13 protein-coding genes are annotated in these 17,489 nt (G+C 48.4%); 9 read left to right on the top strand and 4 right to left on the bottom strand.

Features of this window, described 5'->3' with window-relative positions; translation table 11 throughout:
• Positions 1 to 45 precede the first annotated feature (45 nt).
• From DI392_RS17780 to DI392_RS17765, 4 genes are all read right to left on the bottom strand, one after another.
• Positions 46 to 1,845: a PglL family O-oligosaccharyltransferase gene (locus DI392_RS17780; protein WP_109321041.1), complete on the bottom strand. Its 1,800-nt coding sequence runs from the start codon at positions 1,843 to 1,845 to the stop codon at positions 46 to 48.
• A 40-nt stretch (positions 1,846 to 1,885) separates the two neighbouring features.
• Positions 1,886 to 4,711: an excinuclease ABC subunit UvrA gene (uvrA, locus tag DI392_RS17775; protein ID WP_109321040.1), complete on the bottom strand. Its 2,826-nt coding sequence runs from the start codon at positions 4,709 to 4,711 to the stop codon at positions 1,886 to 1,888.
• 171 nt (positions 4,712 to 4,882) lie between these two features.
• Positions 4,883 to 5,764: a UTP--glucose-1-phosphate uridylyltransferase GalU gene (gene galU / locus DI392_RS17770; protein ID WP_109321039.1), complete on the bottom strand. Its 882-nt coding sequence runs from the start codon at positions 5,762 to 5,764 to the stop codon at positions 4,883 to 4,885.
• Positions 5,765 to 5,896: 132 nt separating this feature from the next.
• Positions 5,897 to 6,526, bottom strand: a complete 630-nt coding sequence (locus DI392_RS17765; RefSeq protein ID WP_181388458.1) for a response regulator transcription factor — start codon at positions 6,524 to 6,526, stop codon at positions 5,897 to 5,899.
• A gap of 298 nt (positions 6,527 to 6,824) precedes the next feature.
• On the opposite strand from DI392_RS17765, the gene DI392_RS17760 reads away from it, so the two are divergent.
• The 9 genes from DI392_RS17760 to DI392_RS17720 all read left to right on the top strand — a co-directional run bounded on the left by DI392_RS17760 (position 6,825) and on the right by DI392_RS17720 (position 17,414).
• Positions 6,825 to 7,364 carry a single-stranded DNA-binding protein gene (locus DI392_RS17760; RefSeq protein ID WP_109321037.1) on the top strand — a complete coding sequence of 180 codons (540 nt, stop codon included), beginning with the start codon at positions 6,825 to 6,827 and terminating at the stop codon, positions 7,362 to 7,364.
• A 204-nt stretch (positions 7,365 to 7,568) separates the two neighbouring features.
• Positions 7,569 to 9,560, top strand: coding sequence for an RNase E specificity factor CsrD (gene csrD, locus DI392_RS17755; protein WP_109321036.1), 1,992 nt, complete (start codon positions 7,569 to 7,571; stop codon positions 9,558 to 9,560).
• 20 nt (positions 9,561 to 9,580) lie between these two features.
• Positions 9,581 to 11,035 (top strand): MSHA biogenesis protein MshI, encoded by a 1,455-nt coding sequence (locus DI392_RS17750; protein ID WP_109321035.1) that lies wholly within the window; start codon positions 9,581 to 9,583, stop codon positions 11,033 to 11,035.
• Positions 11,035 to 11,715: a type IV pilus inner membrane component PilO gene (locus tag DI392_RS17745; RefSeq protein ID WP_181388459.1), complete on the top strand. Its 681-nt coding sequence runs from the start codon at positions 11,035 to 11,037 to the stop codon at positions 11,713 to 11,715. Before DI392_RS17750 ends, DI392_RS17745 begins: the two co-directional genes overlap by 1 nt.
• The gene (locus DI392_RS17740; protein ID WP_245884128.1) at positions 11,708 to 12,061 is read left to right on the top strand and encodes an MSHA biogenesis protein MshK; all 354 of its coding nucleotides are present in this window, start codon (positions 11,708 to 11,710) and stop codon (positions 12,059 to 12,061) included. The genes DI392_RS17745 and DI392_RS17740 overlap by 8 nt, the downstream gene beginning before the upstream one ends.
• 2 nt (positions 12,062 to 12,063) lie before the next feature.
• Entirely contained in the window at positions 12,064 to 13,716 is a 1,653-nt protein-coding gene (gene mshL / locus DI392_RS17735) for a pilus (MSHA type) biogenesis protein MshL (protein WP_109321032.1), read from the top strand.
• A gap of 2 nt (positions 13,717 to 13,718) precedes the next feature.
• The gene (locus DI392_RS17730; RefSeq protein ID WP_109321031.1) at positions 13,719 to 14,564 is read left to right on the top strand and encodes an ExeA family protein; all 846 of its coding nucleotides are present in this window, start codon (positions 13,719 to 13,721) and stop codon (positions 14,562 to 14,564) included.
• Positions 14,561 to 15,697, top strand: coding sequence for a tetratricopeptide repeat protein (locus DI392_RS17725; protein WP_109321030.1), 1,137 nt, complete (start codon positions 14,561 to 14,563; stop codon positions 15,695 to 15,697). The genes DI392_RS17730 and DI392_RS17725 overlap by 4 nt, the downstream gene beginning before the upstream one ends.
• Entirely contained in the window at positions 15,687 to 17,414 is a 1,728-nt protein-coding gene (locus DI392_RS17720; protein ID WP_109321029.1) for a GspE/PulE family protein, read from the top strand. Before DI392_RS17725 ends, DI392_RS17720 begins: the two co-directional genes overlap by 11 nt.
• Positions 17,415 to 17,489: the final 75 nt, after the last annotated feature.

The raw sequence follows: 17,489 nt of genomic DNA, 5'->3' as shown, positions 1-17,489 counted from the left end.
TCTCTAGTCTCTAGTCTCTAGTCTCTAGTCTCTAGTCTCTAGTCTCTAGTCTCTAGTCTCTAGTCCTTCTACAGTCTTTTCAGTCACTGGCTTCGCTTTCGACTTCTCTTCTGGCCAGATATTGACCTCCAAATCAGTCAAATCATAATCTGGAAACAGAAACTCAGCTTCTGCCTGAATTTGTTCCGCTTTGCTCTGTTCTCCGATCGCTAAGTAAGCCAGGATTAAATTCGAGTATAAAAGTACCCTTGGTTTTTGCTTTATCACTTTCTGAGACCACTCAACATAAGGGGTGATCAGGTTTGGATCGCTATTTTTCAGACCTACGGCCAGAGAGGTACTGTAAATATCCCAGTCCAGGCGTGTTTTCCATGCAAATGGATTAGATACCGTGGACAGTCCATTCGGATCTCTGGTGGTGGCTTTCTCGAATCGGGTAAGTACATAGTTAGACTGCAGTGCCGTCAGCATATACGCCGTGACGAGTAACGGCAGAATTCCACCGGTGGTTTTCATGACGACACGGGTCATATTGCTGAATGGGCTAAAATAATATTTGGCCGTACGCTGATCAACCCAGAAAATAAAGATGATGAAAATGATCCAGTGGATGACGGAATGGTAGAAAGGGTATTCCAGCTGTGAATGGAGGGTTATTGGGATAAACAGCCCCAGCATTGCCAGTCGGGTTCCCTGGCGGGCGGAGATGATTTTCAGCAATACAAAGCTGGCGGCCAAAAAGATACCTAAAAGAGGCAGAGCGCCACCTTCCACTCCCCAGAAGAGCAACTCATTATGCGGGTGGGTTAACGTCTGCATCCCCGCGGGGTAGGTGGAATTCAACTGATGCTGTCGCGCCGTATACAGTGTATAGGCGGCCTCAAAGCGGCCGTAACCGTAGCCGGTAAAGGGCTTTTCTATCAGCATATCCAGTGTCTGAGAGTAAATCATCGGACGTGCCCCTTGAAGGTTCGCTTTTTGCGTAACCATATCAGAGGCCTGATCAGAGGTATTGAGGATGACGATTGCTGAGGCGAGCCCAAACAGGATGGAGAGGCTCCAGCCGAATAAACGTTTTCGGGTAGAAAAGCGGTACAGGTACGGGAAGATAGTCAGGACGCCCAGTAACGCCCCTAGCCAGCCGGTACGTGATGCCAGTATCACCAGCAGAGGGACGGTAATCAAAGGTACCAGATACAGCAAGGATATATGGCTGAGTTTTCTTCCGTATTTCTTCTGTTGACGGGCGAGCAGGTAGCCGGACAGCACTAACCCTGTTGCCAGAAAACTGGCCATAACATTAGGCTGCTGAAAGATACCATAAGGTCGGTCTGCCGTGACGTCAAAGTCGAAAATATTATCCGGGGGGAGGAAAAAAAACTGTACATAACCGAATGCAGACTCAATCAGGGTGGCAATGACAATCAGCCACAGCAGTTGTTGCTTGTATTTATTGCTCAGGTGAAACTGTTGCAAAAACAGGAATAGCAGAAAGCCGGACCACAACCCGCTAAGCCTCGGCATAACGGCATTCGGAACCGCATTCGTATACAGGACCGGAAGCGTCATGAGCAGACAACTGACTAACAGGCCTATGGTCAGTTTGGAAAAGCGGACTTTTTGGTTTCTGGCCATCTGAATCAGACCGATACCCATCGCCAGAGCGATACCTATCCAGCTTGTGGCATTAAAGGAGATGGAAATGCCATAACCACCTGGGTTGTTCATAAAAAAGTGCATGGCAATAATAAAAATGAACCCAAAAGCGGATCGAAAGTCCCGGTTTAGCGGCGCTAATACCTTTTTAGGTTCGAGTTGTGTGCCACTGACGTGGATAATTGCCATGCTGTTTACTTAACCTCTGTCGTTGTTTTGTCTTTTTTTATTATTCTAACATAGGCTTAAGGAATCTGGCGGTATGTGAACCGTCAACGTTTGCGACTTCTTCCGGCGTGCCCTCGGCAATAATGTCACCACCACCATCTCCTCCTTCCGGTCCAAGATCAATGATCCAGTCTGCGGTTTTTATCACATCCAGATTATGTTCGATAACCACGACGGTATTGCCATGGTTTCTCAGGCGGTGAAGCACGTTCAGCAATTGCTGAATATCGTGGAAATGCAGGCCGGTGGTCGGTTCGTCCAGAATATACAGGGTTTTTCCCGTATCCCGCTTGGAGAGCTCCCGGGCCAGTTTCACCCGTTGTGCCTCACCTCCGGAAAGGGTGGTGGCGGCCTGCCCCAGACGGATATAAGACAGCCCTACATCCATCAGTGTCTGTAGTTTACGGGCAATGACCGGAACCGGGTCAAAGAACTCCCTCGCATCTTCAACCGTCATTTCCAGCACTTCGTCGATGGTTTTTCCTTTATAGCGAACTTCCAGTGTTTCCCGGTTATAGCGTTTACCTTTACAGACATCACAAGGGACATACACATCCGGCAGGAAGTGCATTTCCACCTTGATAACGCCATCGCCCTGACAGGCTTCACAACGTCCGCCACGAACGTTGAAACTGAAACGCCCCGGTTTATAGCCTCTGGAGCGCGATTCCTGTGTGCCGGCAAACAGCTCCCGAATAGGGGTGAAGATCCCGGTATAGGTGGCAGGGTTGGAGCGTGGCGTCCGGCCTATCGGACTCTGATTAATGTCAATGACCTTATCAAAATGCTCCAGCCCTTTGATCTGCTTATACGGCGCGGGCTCAGAAGAGGAGGCTCCGTTCAGTCTGGTCTGAGCGATTTTGTAGAAAGTATCATTAATCAGGGTCGATTTTCCGGAACCGGATACGCCGGTCACACAGGTGAACAGACCCACAGGAAGTGAAAGCGTGATCGTTTTCAGGTTGTTTCCGCTGGCTCCGATCAGTTCAACGGTTTTCTTGGGATCTTTCTGTGTACGCTGTTGCGGAATCTCAATGGATTTTTCTCCGCTCAGGTATTGGCCAGTGAGCGAATCAGGCGTAGCAATAATCTCCTCAACGGTTCCTTCGGCAACCACGTGACCACCATGTACTCCCGCTCCGGGGCCGATATCGATTACATGATCGGCGGTGCGGATGGCATCTTCATCGTGCTCCACGACCAGAACGGTATTGCCCAGGTCGCGCAAATGGGTCAGGGTATTCAGCAGACGTTCATTATCACGCTGGTGCAGGCCGATAGATGGCTCATCCAGCACATACATAACACCAACCAGACCAGCACCGATCTGACTGGCCAGACGGATCCGCTGGGCTTCACCACCGGACAGCGTTTCTGCACTGCGTGACAGGTTAAGATAGTTCAGCCCGACATTGACCAGAAATTTAAGCCGGTCATTGATCTCTTTCATGACCTTTTCTGCGATCTGAGCTTTTTGTCCGGTCAGTTCCAGATTCTGGAAAAAGTCCATGGCATCACTGATGCTCATCTCTACGATAGCCGGAAGCGGGGTATCCTGAATAAAGACATTACGGGCTTCGGTGCGCAAACGGGTACCGTCACAGGAAGCACAGGTCTTGGTGGAAATATATTTAGCCAGATCTTCTCTGACCGAGTTGGATTCTGTATCGCGATAGCGGCGTTCAAGTGTATTGAGAATGCCTTCAAAAGGGTGTCGTTTTACCCGGATATCACCTCGGTCGTTGATATATTTAAATTCGACTTCAGTGCGGCCGGAGCCCAGCAAGATGATATCCCGTGTTTTCTTTGGCAGAGATTTATATGGGACAAACAGATCAAAGCCGTAGTGTTCTGCCAGAGAGGAGAGCATCTGGAAATAGTAGTAATTCTTCTGATCCCATCCTTTGATGGCACCTTCTGCAATGCTCAGGGTGTCATCGAGGATCACTTTCGCCGGATCAAAATACTGCTGCACGCCGAGACCATCACAGGTATGACAGGCACCGGCCGGATTATTAAAAGAAAACAGGCGTGGTTCCAGTTCCTGCATGCTGTAGCCACAATGTGGACAGGCAAAGTTGGCAGAAAAGATAATATCGTCTTGAGTATTATCATCCATCCAGCCGATGGCGACGATGCCGCCGGACAGCTCCAGTGCCGTTTCAAAAGATTCAGCCAGACGCTGTTGCAGATCGTCCCGTACCTTAAAACGGTCGACGACGACTTCAATGGTGTGCTTTTTATGCAGTTCCAGAGGTGGTGGATCCGAAAGATCGCAGGTTTCTCCGTCGATACGGGCACGAATAAAGCCTTGCGCTGCCAGGTTTTCAAGGGTCTTAACATGCTCACCTTTGCGCTCTTTAACGATAGGTGCCAGCATCATCATTCGGGAACCCTGAGGAAGCTCCAGTACCTTGTCGACCATCTGGCTGACCGTTTGTGCCGCCAGTGGTTCATTGTGAATCGGGCAGCGGGGCTCTCCGACCCGGGCATAAAGCAGCCGCAAATAGTCGTACACTTCGGTAATGGTACCGACGGTTGAGCGTGGGTTATGGGATGTGGATTTCTGCTCGATAGAGATAGCGGGAGACAGCCCCTCGATATGGTCGACATCGGGCTTTTCCATCAGGGACAGGAACTGCCGGGCATAGGCTGAAAGTGATTCAACATAGCGCCGCTGGCCTTCCGCATAGAGGGTATCAAACGCCAGAGACGATTTTCCTGAACCGGATAACCCGGTAATCACGCTCAGCTTATCTCTGGGAATGGTCAGATTTATATTTTTGAGATTGTGGGTCCGGGCCCCCCGCACTTCTATTTTATCCATGATGACTACTCACTTTACTTTTTCTGAAGCAAGTATTACATAGAGTTAAAAATGTGCAAAGTAAACACTGTATATAAAAACAGTTTAATTTGAGTTTTCATAAAAAACCTCGTTATTCCTGTTTGCGTAAGAATAACGAGGCAGTGCCATCAAAGTCAGAGCCGGAAACAATTAAGCTTCTTCAGATTTTTGAGTTGAGTGTTTGCCCAGTTCAGTTTTCTGCTTATCTTTCAGGTAGATATTTTCGTAGCAGTAGTTGGTGGCTTCAATGTAACCATCGACGCTACCACAGTCAAAACGTTTACCTTTGAATTTATAAGCCAGTACGCAGCCTGTTTTAGCCTGCTTAAGCAGTGCATCGGTGATTTGAATTTCTCCACCTTTGCCTGGTTCGGTATTTTCGATCAGCTCAAAGATATCCGGAGTCAGAATATAACGACCAATGATTGCCAGATTACTTGGTTCCGTTCCAGGCTCTGGCTTTTCTACCATGTCATCAACGCGGAAGATATTATCTTTGATCACTTCACCGGAAATCACACCGTACTTGTGGATATCTTCTTTTGGTACTTCCTGCACAGCGACAATGGAACAGCGGAACTGTTTGTACAGGGCAACCATCTGCGCCAGTACGCCCGGTCCTTCTTCATTGACACACAGGTCGTCGGCAAGTACTACGGCAAAAGGGTTATCACCGATCAGCTCGCGGCCGGTCAGAATGGCATGACCCAGGCCTTTCATTTCACGTTGACGAATGTAGGTGAACGATGCCGTATCCATCAGGTGGCGGATATCGACCAGCAGATCTTCTTTATTGGTTCCGCTGATCTGGTGTTCCAGTTCATAGTTTTTGTCAAAATGGTCAAACAGTGTATTTTTACCCCGTCCGGTCACCAGACACATACCATCTAAACCTGCTTCGATCGCTTCTTCTACCCCGTATTCAATGAGAGGTTTGTTTACCACTGGCATCATCTCTTTCGGCATCGACTTGGTGGCGGGAAGAAAACGTGTACCGTAGCCAGCCGCAGGGAAGAGGCATTTTTTGATCATAGTTATAACCCTTGTTGTATTTTGTTCTGTTCCAAATGCGCATATGCACACAGTGACGTTATCATGACAGTATGACAAAATAACGTCAATCGCTCTGTTGCTGAAAAGTAACAGTTTAACGAGTTTATGCCGTTATGGTAAGAACTTGTACGCCCATTCAATGGCCTGGTTCCGGTTTTTTATGTTCAGTTTACGGAAAATCTTATACAGGTGAGATTTGATCGTATGTTCACTGATAAACAGCTCATCCGCCAGGCGGGTATTTGAAGCCCCGCTTCTTAGCAGTCGCAGCACATCCATTTCCCTTGGAGTCAGGTTGTGCTGGTGAGGTTTACCGTGTCGGATCATGACAGACTGGTAGTAATCAAGAAGTTGTTTCATGACCTGATCCGGTAAGAAGAGCTGGCCTTTAAGAATGTGTTCTATTCCGAGAGCAACCTCTGAGGCAGACATGTTCTGATAAAATAGCCCCTTGATCTTTCCCAGTTTCAGGAGTTGTGACGTCCTCAAATTTTGCGGGGCATTCAGGACTATCAACTGACATTTTGGATGATTGAGGCCAAGCTCTTCAAGTTGATATGGTTGTTCAGAAGCGCTTGTAAAATCGAGCAGTACAAGACTTTCCGTATCCATTGGCAACTGATCTTTTATTTGTTCTACATGCTCTATGTAAGTGATGTTTTTCCCGTAACCTATCGGCAGCTCAGACATATAGCCAGCCAATGAATGGAGGCAAAACAGTGGTAGGTAAATCGCTGGCACAAGTCGCTCCTGCATCGTTGAGAAGGTGTGGCCTATTTAAAGGGTTACCTGAGATGAGGGCTATAGATGATCACTTTAAACATTAACAAATGCGTTATATATCAGTGTATTAATTGTGAGTTGAGCGGGTGTTGCATACGTTTTTAGACAATATTCTCAGATCATGGAACCCGGTTTATGTTTTGCTGACTAAGTATGGAAAAATGGGAAAATAGTACCGGTGAGGAATGGAAACTATGTACAGGCGTGGTATCCTTAGCAGCTATTATTACTGAAACAGAATCAAACGGAGCAAAGCATGGCAAGCCGTGGTGTAAATAAAGTTATCCTTGTGGGCAACTTAGGACAGGATCCTGAAGTTCGCTATATGCCTAGTGGTGATGCGATGACCAATATCACTATCGCAACTTCTGAAACCTGGCGGGACAAAGCAACGGGTGAACAGCGTGAAAAAACAGAATGGCACCGAGTTTCTGTTTTTGGCAAAACTGCGGAGTTTGTTGGTGAATATGCCCGTAAAGGTAGCCAGGTATATGTAGAAGGTCAGTTGCAGACTCGAAAATGGCAGGATCAAAATACCGGTCAGGACCGTTTTGCAACAGAAGTAGTGGTTCGCTGGCCTAATGGTGAGCTGCAGTTGCTGGGTGGACGTGGTCAGGGCGCTGGTCAGCAGCAGCCTGCACAGCAAGGTGGCTGGGGACAACCACAGCAGCCGGCTCAACAACAGCCATATCAGGCTCCGGCTCAGTCAAAGCAGCAGCCTGCACAACAGCAGCAACCGGCTCAACCTCAGTATAATGAGCCACCAATGGATTTCGATGACGACATTCCGTTCTAAAGTGATCTTGGCTGGATACTGAGTTAAGCACCTCGCAATATGCGGGGTGTTTTGTTTCTGGCTAGTGGAAGAAAGAAGAGGGTATGAGATAAATATTGATAATAAATACGTTTATTCTATTCACAATCTTCTAGGATGTGTCGATAATATAACTGACATTAATTTTTTGGTATAAGTAATGGATAGAAAAGGATTTCATTATTCATGAGATATACCCCTACATTGAAGCTAAGCACTCGCTTAACCGCATTTGTCACCATGATAGTGATAAGTGCTATGTTTATTCTATTTGTCGGGAGTACATTCTCCTTTAACCGGATAGGTAAAGAGCAGGTTCATAGGTATCTGGAAAGTGTGGTGGAGACGGTGGATCAGGAGTTAAATGCACCTGACTTTATCCGTGCGATTGACCGCTGGATGCCAGCTCAGCTAGAGGCGAATAGCGTAGTAGACATGACGCTGAGCCATAACGAACAGATTATTTACCAGTTTAAAGGCAACCCCCGACCATTGGATCAAAGCCGTCTTTATCATCGGGAATATCGGTTGCCGGCTCACCCTGAGTATCGGGTTCGCTTTCAGGTGATCCCGGCTTATCTTGGGTACAGTTATTCGTTTGGTGCGCTGTCATCCATCTCTCTGGCAGTGGTCCTGGTGTTATTCTTCCTGTTGCGAGGCGTTAAATGGCTGAAAATGCAGCTTAGAGGATCTGAGCTTCTGGAAGAAAGAGGCCGGATGTTGCTGGCCGGAAGAGTCGATGAATATGCGACAGGCAAGCGGGAAGAATGGCCTTATACGGCAAGTCAGGCGTTAGATAACCTGATAAAAGAGCTGAAATTTGCCCGTCAGGAGCGCAGCCGTTTCGATACGTTTATCCGTACCCATACTTTTCTGGACCAGTTAACCGGTGCTGCTAATCGGGTCTTATTTGACAGTAAGCTGGAATCTGCACTACAGGAAAGCGGAGCAAACGGAGGGGTATTGCTGATTCAGATCCGCGACTGGGAGTCGCTGTGTGATGAGAATGAACAGAAAGCCAGTGAGGCTTTCTTATTGCATGTATCCAGCGCTATATCGAATATTGTCCAGCGTTATCCTGATGTTATTTTTGCCCGTTACTATGATTCTGATTTTGCAGTGCTTATTCCGAATCAGACCCGGAAAGAGATCATCACTCTGGCGACACACTGTTTGCGCCAGATGGAAAAAATCACGCCTCTATCTCCTCTGGATACCGAAAACTGGTGTCATATTGGGCTGACTATGTATTCGGAAGGAGAAAGGCGTGGACACATTCAGAGTGAAGCAGAAGCGGCACTGAAGAGTGCACAGTTACAAAATGTAAATAATTGGAACTTATATCAGAAACAAATAAAGCGTACGGATTCCCGGGGAAGTGTACGCTGGCGCACGTTATTTGATCAGTCATTCAAAAAGGGCAATATTCTGATATTTGAACAGCCTTGTTATCTGAGCGATAAGCAAAATGGAACCCCCCATTTGCTGCATAATGAGTTGTTTGCCCGCATAGATGATGACGGAGTCGGCATATTAAAGGCCTCCCGTTTTACAGTGGCTGTGGAACAGGTAGGCTATGAGGCCATGATGGATATGGCTGTTTTGAGTAAGGTATTTCATTTTCTTAAGGCTTCCAGGCTTGGGGAGCATTACTCGATTAATTTACATACACAGCCATTTAAAGATAAAAACTATCGGTGTTGGTTTCGAGATGAATTGTTACAAATGCCGCTTGAAATGCGACAGAAGATTAGTTTTGATTTTGTAGAAGGGATGCTGGTCAAACATCTGGACCATATGCGCCCGGTGATCAAAATGATTGCGGGTATGGGGTGTCAGGTCATTGTCGGTCAGGCCGGCAGGACGATAACCAGCACACATTACATAAAAGATCTGAATATCGATTACCTGAAACTGCATCGTAGTCTGGTCAAAAAAATAGATCAGAGACAGGAAAATCAGCTTTTTATCAGGAGCCTGCTCGGAGCATGTGACGGAACCGATACACAAGTTATCGCGGTTGGTGTAGAAACAGGGAAAGAGTGGGCAACGTTACTTGAACTCGGTGTTGATGGCGGGCAGGGCCGAATGTTTCAGGCCGAAACCCAGCTGATACCCAAACCCGTCACGCCAATGGTACAAATCGGTAAAAGAAACCGCTGGCGCAAGAAATATTAAAAGGATAGAGAAATAGCAGTATGAGTTTATCTTCCCTGTTAGGGCATCTCAGGCGTACTGGCGGTAAAGCAGGGGCTTTGACGGTTGTTATTCAGTCACACATTATTTATCTGCTGACCGAAAAAATGGCAGCCGATAATCAGACTCCCTTGTCATTTTCTATTGAGGATGGTTGGGAATCCACGCTGACAAACGCGCTTTCAAGTGAAGATTACGCCGGATACGAAGCAACAGTAGTATGCTGCTCAAATTATTATCATATCTATCAGTTAGATAAGCCGGAAATTCCCCAGGAAGAATGGCCGGCTGCTCTGCCATTTTTATTGAAAGATATCAGTGGCGAGAGAGTAACGGATATTGTTGCTGACGCCACGCTTCTGCCAGATGGTAAAAAAATTCAGGCCTATGTATTAAAAATACAGATACTCAGGCAGATCCGCGACGCATTAGAATCGCAGCATATTGTCTTGTCCAGAATCGTACCGGAAGACGTGGTGTGGGGGTTCGTAAAAGAAGAACTGCCAGCCTTTATGTTATTGCAAAGGGGGCCAAAGGGCAGTTTTAAGATCGCCGCATTTGTTGAACAACAGAACCGTTTTCAGAGAACATTGCGGAATATTATTGTGCCGGTTACCAATCAGGCTGCCAGTGCACTGCAGATGGATAGCCTGGCCCTGGAGTTACAGCGTTCTACCGACTACCTGTCGTCTCATCTGAGAAATGCGGCTCTTCATCAGTTGTTTGTCTGTTGTGATGAAGAAGATCAGGATGAACTGGTTAAAGGCTTGGATGAGCGGCTGAATGTAAAGGTACTCCCGTTGGTGACGGACGCCACGGTTCCCAGCGGTGTGATGCTGAGTCAGGTTGTCAGAGGGTTACCGGAAGTGGGGGTTAACCTTTACCCTGAACACCTGAAACCTAAAAAGGACACCTTTACCCTTAAAATGGTTGCCGTCTCGTGGGCGGTGGTCAGTGTACTGATGCTGTCCGGTTACGGGTATTGCTATTTTTCTCTCTCGCAGACGGAAGCCAAGCTGGCTCAGGCTCAGAAGCAAGACAGTGCGCTGAGTGATGAGCTTAAGGCTCTTCAGGAGAAACTCAGACAGCATAAACCCACACCGTCTAAGCTATTGGCTGCAGAAAGGTTTGAAGAGGATATCCGCAGCAAAGAAACCTCACTGTCTTCCATTCGTCATTATGATGAGTCTTGGCAGTATGGTTATTCCGGAATAATGAAAGCACTGGCCAAGCTGGGAAGAAACGACATATCGGTGTCGTCTATTGAAATGGACAGCACGAAACTGGACTTGTCGGGGCTGGCAAGAACACCAGCAGCGGTACCTGCCTGGGTGCGGCAGTTTAATCAGGAGGTTGCCTTGGCCGGGCGCACGTTTGAAAAATTGGATATCGGGCGAAACGAGAATGGCATCATTACTTTTAAACTGAGCGCTAAAGTGGAAGGAGAACGCCAATGATGCGGTACCTGAATCTGCTTAGTGAAAAATATCAGGCACTGTCTGTCCGTGAAAAGTGGTTGATTGCCATTGGCGTGTCAGCTTCTCTGATTATGCTGATACAGACGTTATTTATTGCTCCGGTTGTTGAGGAAGCCAACAGAAAAGAGCGTCAGTTAAGCACAGAGCAACAAAAAATTCAGCGTCAGAAGAGTGACATTGACATTCTTAAACTGAGACTCAAGGTCGATCCCGATAAAGAGATCGATGAAAAGCTGGCCCGACTGTCTGAGCACAGTCTGGAACTGTCCCAGCAACTGGCGGAACTGATTGATAGCCTGATTACTCCACAGCAAATGACTGACTTGCTGGAAACTGTGCTCGGAAGCAGCTCTAAACTTAAGCTGGAAGCTCTGGAGTCTCTGCCGGCAGAGGCGGTGTTTGCGACAAAGCAGGAAAGCGCACAGCAACAAGACAATGACGAATCACAACAGGCTGTGATTGGCTACTACATTCACCCGGTCAGAATTGAGCTGACCGGGCGTTATTTTGATATTCAGGATTACCTGAAGAAGCTGGAGGCGATGCCGGTGAAATATTACTGGCGTAGTTTTCAGTATCAGGTAGAAACATACCCTGAAGCCAGACTGGTTCTGGAAGTCTATACATTGGGAACCAGACAGGAGTTTATCGGTGGTTAAGAGATTGATGCTTATTCTGTTTCTGTTGCAGACGGTTCCGGTGGCTTACGCGGATCAGGATCCGACAGCACCACTTGGGTGGACACAGCCTGAAGTCAGAAAACCAGTGACACAAAAAAAGGTCAGGAGAAGGCCACAAGTACCGGCTTTACAGAGCATCATCTGTAAACAACCCGATGCCTGTTCTGCGGTACTGAATGATACCTTGCTGTCGCAAGGCGACTCTATCCTCGGGTATAGAGTCATAGCGATTACCAACGAAAAGGTCACTCTGAAAAGAGGTGGCAGAATGTGGGCTCTTGAGCTTTTTCCGGTAGATATTAAACATGAAAGGTTGCAGAAATAGCGATGCGTAAACCAGTAGTACGTCAATTCATAGTTGGAGTCATGGCTGCTTCATTACTTGGATGTTCAATGGGCCACAGAGATCCTGTTGAAGCAAAAGCCACACTGAATGAAGCTGCTAATCAGATCAATAGCCGCAATCTGGATACGCTTCCTGATTCTGTTCAGGCTGATCTGATGCCGGATCTGAATAGTGCACCTGATCAGCAGGCAGATTTTCTGTTAAAACGTTTTCAGGTAAAAGCCAAAGATGTGGAAGCCAAAACGTTTTTTGCCGGATTAGTGAAAGGAACAGGTTACAGTACCGCTATTCATCCGTCTGTTGCCGGTACACTGACCGTTAATCTTTCTGATGTCTCGCTAGATGAGGTATTGGATGTCGTGCGGGATATGTACGGTTACGATATCGTGAAAAAGGGCAAGATCATTCAGATCTACCCAGCTGGTATGCGTACTGAAACCATCCCTGTGGATTACCTGTCGATGCAACGTGGCGGACGATCACTGACCTCGATAACCACAAGTACAGTCAGCAGTCGGGATAGTAACAACAATACTTCCAACGAAACCACGACGTCTTCCAGTTCAAGTTCTGATCAAGGTTCTGATTCTTCGAGTCAGAGCAGTTCTACAATTGCTGCGGGTACCCGTATTGATACCAGCAGCAACAGTGATTTCTGGAGTGAGCTGCAGACTGCCGTCAGTGCGCTTGTTGGAACTCAGGGTGGCCGTAGTGTGGTGACTTCTCCGCAGGCTGGTGTGCTCACTGTAAGAGCTTATCCGGATGAAATCCGTGAGATTAAAGAATTTCTGAATACCTCGCAGCGAAGGCTGCAGCGTCAGGTGATCTTAGAGGCTAAGATACTGGAAGTGACATTGAGTGACAGTTATCAGCAAGGCATTAATTGGTCAAATCTGACCGGAGCTGTCGGCGGTACTGGTATAACCATATCGCAGGCGGCATCCGGCACGCTTCCGGGGATGGATGCGATTGGTGATCTGCTGGGGGGAGCAACCAGCGTGACAATTTCTGATGGTAATTTCAGTTCGGTTCTGGACTTTATGTCGACCCAGGGCGATCTGAATGTGCTTTCCAGCCCGAGAGTGACGGCCGCCAATAACCAGAAAGCGGTGATCAAAGTGGGGACGGATGAATATTTTGTCACCGATATGGACAGTGAAACCACGACCAATAGCAGTACAGATACCACGACAACGTCTTATCAGCTAACGCCATTTTTCTCTGGTATTTCACTGGATGTGACGCCGCAGATCGATGATGACGGTAATGTCTTGCTCCATGTTCACCCAGCGGTGATTGAAGTGGAAGAGCAGACCTACAGCTTTCTGGACGATGCACCACTGGCGAAAAGCTCGATCCGCGAGACCGATTCGATTATCCGGGCCCGTGACGGTGATGTTGTCGTTCTGGGAGGGTTGATGAAGTCGAATACACAGGATCAGACATCAAAAGTTCCCTTGCTGGGTGACATTCCCGGTCTGGGGCATTTGTTCCGTAATACCTCTAACGTAACAGAAAAAACGGAACTGGTGATCCTGTTGAAGCCCACCGTGGTCGGGGTGCATACCTGGCAGCAGGAGATTGAGCGCTCGCGGGATATTCTGCAGGAGTGGTTCCCTGACGATATGGAGTAAGCATGTATCAGGGATATTATGGCTTTTCCCGGGCACCGTTTGCCCTGACACCGAATACTGAGCTGTTTCATGGTCTTCCTCCACATTATGAAGCCATTCAGATGGTCATCTCCGCGATTGATATGGGAGAAGGCGTAATGAAGGTTTCCGGTGAAGTGGGAAGCGGAAAAACCATGGTATGCCGTATGTTGATTAATCAGTTGCAGGATAAGGTGGAGCTGATCTATTTGCCCAATCCGGTGTTAAGCGGGGATGAATTAAAGCAAGCCATTGCCAGAGAGCTGGGCATCGAGCCTTCGGACACAGTTTCTCTGGTTGACAGCATCCAGAGTGAATTACTGTCTTTACATGCTGGCGGAAAGCGGGTGGTTGCGCTGATTGATGAAGCCCAGGCTCTGAGTGATGAAGCCCTGGAAACCCTGCGTTTATTCGGTAACCTGGAAACCGAAGAGAAAAAGCTGTTACAACTGGTATTACTGGGACAGCCTGAGCTGGATGAACGTTTAGCTCAGCATCGCCTGAGACAGTTCCGGCAGCGAATTACCTTTAGTGCCGGTTTGCGGCCGTTAAATCAGGCGGAAGTGGTGGCTTATATCCGTTACCGGATAAGTAGCTGCGATGCTCAGGCAGACATATTCAGTCTGGATAAGTGTAAGGTGGTCTGGAAAGCGAGCCGGGGAATACCAAGGCTGATCAACCAGATATGTCATAAAGCATTGCTGCTGGCATTTTATTCCCAAAGTAAAATTGTGACGAATGCACACCTGTTTACGGCTATTCATGATACCGGTGATGCCTGCAAACCTAAATTTAAAAGCCCTGTCATCTGGGGGTGGAGAAACGTATGAGCGTGATCAATAACGCGCTGTCGGAACTGGCAAATAAAAAAAATACACAGTCATCGTCGCTGACCAGAGCGGAGGTACCGCCGGTACGTTATTCACGCGGGCTGGCGTGGGTGTTGGGTGGTTTTGCTCTGAGCTTGTGTGTCGGTGGGTGGGCCGTTTCTCAGCAGTCAGAGACGATGGTGGAAGCCAGCCATTCTTCTGCTGTGTTGATAAATCAGTCACCTGAAAAACCGTTCGAGCCGGAGGAATCTCCGACACAAAAGGTGGTGAAACCGATAGATATTCGCGTTTATCAGGAGGCTGCGCCTGATAGCGAGATTCATGAGCAACGTCGTCAATCAGCTCCCGTTCTTGCCAAAGTGGCGGATCGATCGTCGGCGATCAGTCACAGTCAGGTCAGTTCCGCACAAGCCGATAAAGCGGTTTCAGAGGTGCCTGTCACTCAACTGGCAGACGAGGCACAACATCAGTCCGAACAGCCTGTCCCGGCGGAGTCCGAGTCACAACCGGGGACGATGGACATTCGTGAGGTTGAACTGACCCCTGAGCAACTGGCTCAACATTCGATTCAGAGGGCAGAAAAAGCACTGGATGCGAATAAAATCGGTGAGGCGGTGAGCGAGTATAAAAATGCACTTCGTTATCAGCCCGGAGATGACGTGGTAAGACAAAAGCTGGCGGCTCTATATTATGGCAAAAAAGAAGTCCGTAGAGCGGTAGAACTGCTTCAGCAAGGCATAAAAAGGAATAAAGAGAGCCAGAAGCTGCGTCTTGCGCTCGCCAGGCTGTTACTCAGAGAAAATCAGCCAGAAGCCGCATTAAGCCCGTTAGCTTATCTTCCAGTCCAGCCCGATACGAACTATCTCGCTATGCGGGCGGCACTTGCTCAGCAAAATAAAGTCACCGATATTGCTCTGGAAACCTATCAGCTGCTGGTACAGCGGGAGGAAGCAAATGCCCGCTGGTGGCTGGGGCTGGCGATACAGCAGGAGCGGAATCAGAGGTATTCTGAAGCAAAAGCCTCTTATCTGAAGGCATTGAAGCGGGTTGGTATATCCGGAAAAACTCAGACGTTTATCCGGGATCGCCTTTCTCTGCTGGAAACATTAGAGGAGACAGAGAATGAAGATTAAGCTCAGAAAGCGCTTGGGTGACCTGTTGGTAGAAGAAGGCATCATAACGGAACAGCAGGTAGAGCAGGCGCTTCAGGCCCAGAAACAAACGGGCAGAAAATTAGGTGACAGTCTTATCCAACTGGGATTCCTGACGGAAACCCGGATGCTGGAGTTTCTCGCTCATCAGCTGAACTTGCCGCTTATCGATCTGAACCGGGCGAATATTGATGCTGAGGCCGTACAACTGCTGTCGGAAGTACACGCCCGCCGCCTTCGGGCTCTGGTGATCAGTCATCAGGATGATACGGTCAGGGTTGCGATGAGCGATCCGGCGGATCTCTATCTGCAGGAGTTTCTGTTCAGCCAGCTACCCCAGTTCAATATTGAGTTTGCCATTGCCCCCGAAAGGCAACTGGTTGACTGCTTTGACCGTTACTACCGCCGCACAAAAGACATTGTTAACTTTGCTGAGCAACTGGGTACGGAACACCGGACAACGGACAGTTTTAACTATAGCCTTGATGATGCGGAAGAGGGAGAGGACGTTACCGTTGTAAAACTGATCAACTCCCTGTTTGAAGATGCGGTCCAGGTCGGTGCTTCTGATATCCATATCGAACCGGATTCTGATGTATTGCGTCTGCGTCAGCGGGTAGATGGTATTTTGCATGAGACCTTGCTGAACGAAGTGAATATCGCACCGGCGCTGGTCTTGCGCCTAAAGCTGATGGCCAATCTGGACATATCGGAAAAACGCCTGCCTCAGGACGGACGGTTTCATATCCGTGCTAGGGGGCAATCGGTGGATATCCGGATGTCGACCATGCCGGTGCAGCATGGTGAGTCTGTGGTCATGCGACTGCTTAATCAGTCTGCCGGGGTGAGAAAACTGGAAGAATCAGGATTGCCGGAAGGGCTGTTACTGCGTCTTCGAAAACAGTTACGTCGTCCGCACGGCATGATTTTGGTGACCGGTCCGACGGGGTCAGGAAAAACCACTACATTGTATGGGGCACTGACAGAGCTGAACAGTTCTGGTAAAAAGATTATCACGGCCGAGGACCCGGTGGAATACCGGCTGCCGCGGGTAAATCAGGTTCAGGTGAATTCAAAAATTGATTTGGATTTTTCCACCATATTAAGAACGTTTCTGCGTCAGGACCCCGACATTATTCTGGTTGGGGAAATGCGGGATCAGGAAACGGTAGAGATTGGCCTTCGTGCCGCACTCACCGGTCACCTGGTACTGAGTACTTTGCATACCAACGATGCCGTAGACAGTGCGCTGCGGATGATTGATATGGGAGCTCCGGGCTATCTGGTTGCCAGTGCGGTGCGAGCCGTTCTGGCGCAACGTCTGGTTCGTCGGGTTTGTCCTGACTGCTGTGAGGCGCATACTCCTGATGAATCGGATCAGAGCTGGTTGCAGAGTCGTTTTCCGAATCAGGCTCAGGTGTCTTTCGTCAGAGGGCGGGGGTGCCAGAACTGTAATCTGACGGGCTATAAGGGTCGGATTGGAGTGTTTGAGTTGCTGGAGCTGGACCACGATATGATGGATGCGCTGAGATCCAATGATGCGGTGAGCTTTGCCCGTAAAGCCCGGCAGTCAGCAGAGTATAAACCTTTGCTGGCCTCGGCCATGGAACTTGCTCTGAAAGGGGTCATCAGTCTTGAGGAAGTGATGACCCTTGGCGAAGGTGATTCATCGGGTCATATCGAGCCGGTTTACTTGTGAAATACTGTGTGCAACTTGTCTTGAGTGGACAGAAAATAGTGAATGTCATGGAAACGATGTATCTGAACAGGAATA

The organism is Vibrio albus (assembly GCF_003144035.1).
GTDB classification, from domain to species: domain Bacteria; phylum Pseudomonadota; class Gammaproteobacteria; order Enterobacterales; family Vibrionaceae; genus Vibrio; species Vibrio albus.
The sequence above is the reverse complement of the archived record's forward strand: the minus strand, read 5'-3'. Positions and strand labels throughout refer to the sequence as shown.

Excerpts from the sequence above, each read along its gene's own strand:
- DI392_RS17780 (WP_109321041.1), bottom strand. The coding sequence starts at position 1,845 with ATGGCAATTATCCACGTCAGTGGCACACAACTCGAACCTAAAAAGGTA.
- uvrA (WP_109321040.1), bottom strand. The coding sequence starts at position 4,711 with ATGGATAAAATAGAAGTGCGGGGGGCCCGGACCCACAATCTCAAAAAT.
- galU (WP_109321039.1), bottom strand. The coding sequence starts at position 5,764 with ATGATCAAAAAATGCCTCTTCCCTGCGGCTGGCTACGGTACACGTTTT.
- DI392_RS17760 (WP_109321037.1), top strand. The coding sequence starts at position 6,825 with ATGGCAAGCCGTGGTGTAAATAAAGTTATCCTTGTGGGCAACTTAGGA.
- csrD (WP_109321036.1), top strand. The coding sequence starts at position 7,569 with ATGAGATATACCCCTACATTGAAGCTAAGCACTCGCTTAACCGCATTT.
- DI392_RS17750 (WP_109321035.1), top strand. The coding sequence starts at position 9,581 with ATGAGTTTATCTTCCCTGTTAGGGCATCTCAGGCGTACTGGCGGTAAA.
- DI392_RS17745 (WP_181388459.1), top strand. The coding sequence starts at position 11,035 with ATGCGGTACCTGAATCTGCTTAGTGAAAAATATCAGGCACTGTCTGTC.
- mshL (WP_109321032.1), top strand. The coding sequence starts at position 12,064 with ATGCGTAAACCAGTAGTACGTCAATTCATAGTTGGAGTCATGGCTGCT.
- DI392_RS17730 (WP_109321031.1), top strand. The coding sequence starts at position 13,719 with ATGTATCAGGGATATTATGGCTTTTCCCGGGCACCGTTTGCCCTGACA.
- DI392_RS17725 (WP_109321030.1), top strand. The coding sequence starts at position 14,561 with ATGAGCGTGATCAATAACGCGCTGTCGGAACTGGCAAATAAAAAAAAT.
- DI392_RS17720 (WP_109321029.1), top strand. The coding sequence starts at position 15,687 with ATGAAGATTAAGCTCAGAAAGCGCTTGGGTGACCTGTTGGTAGAAGAA.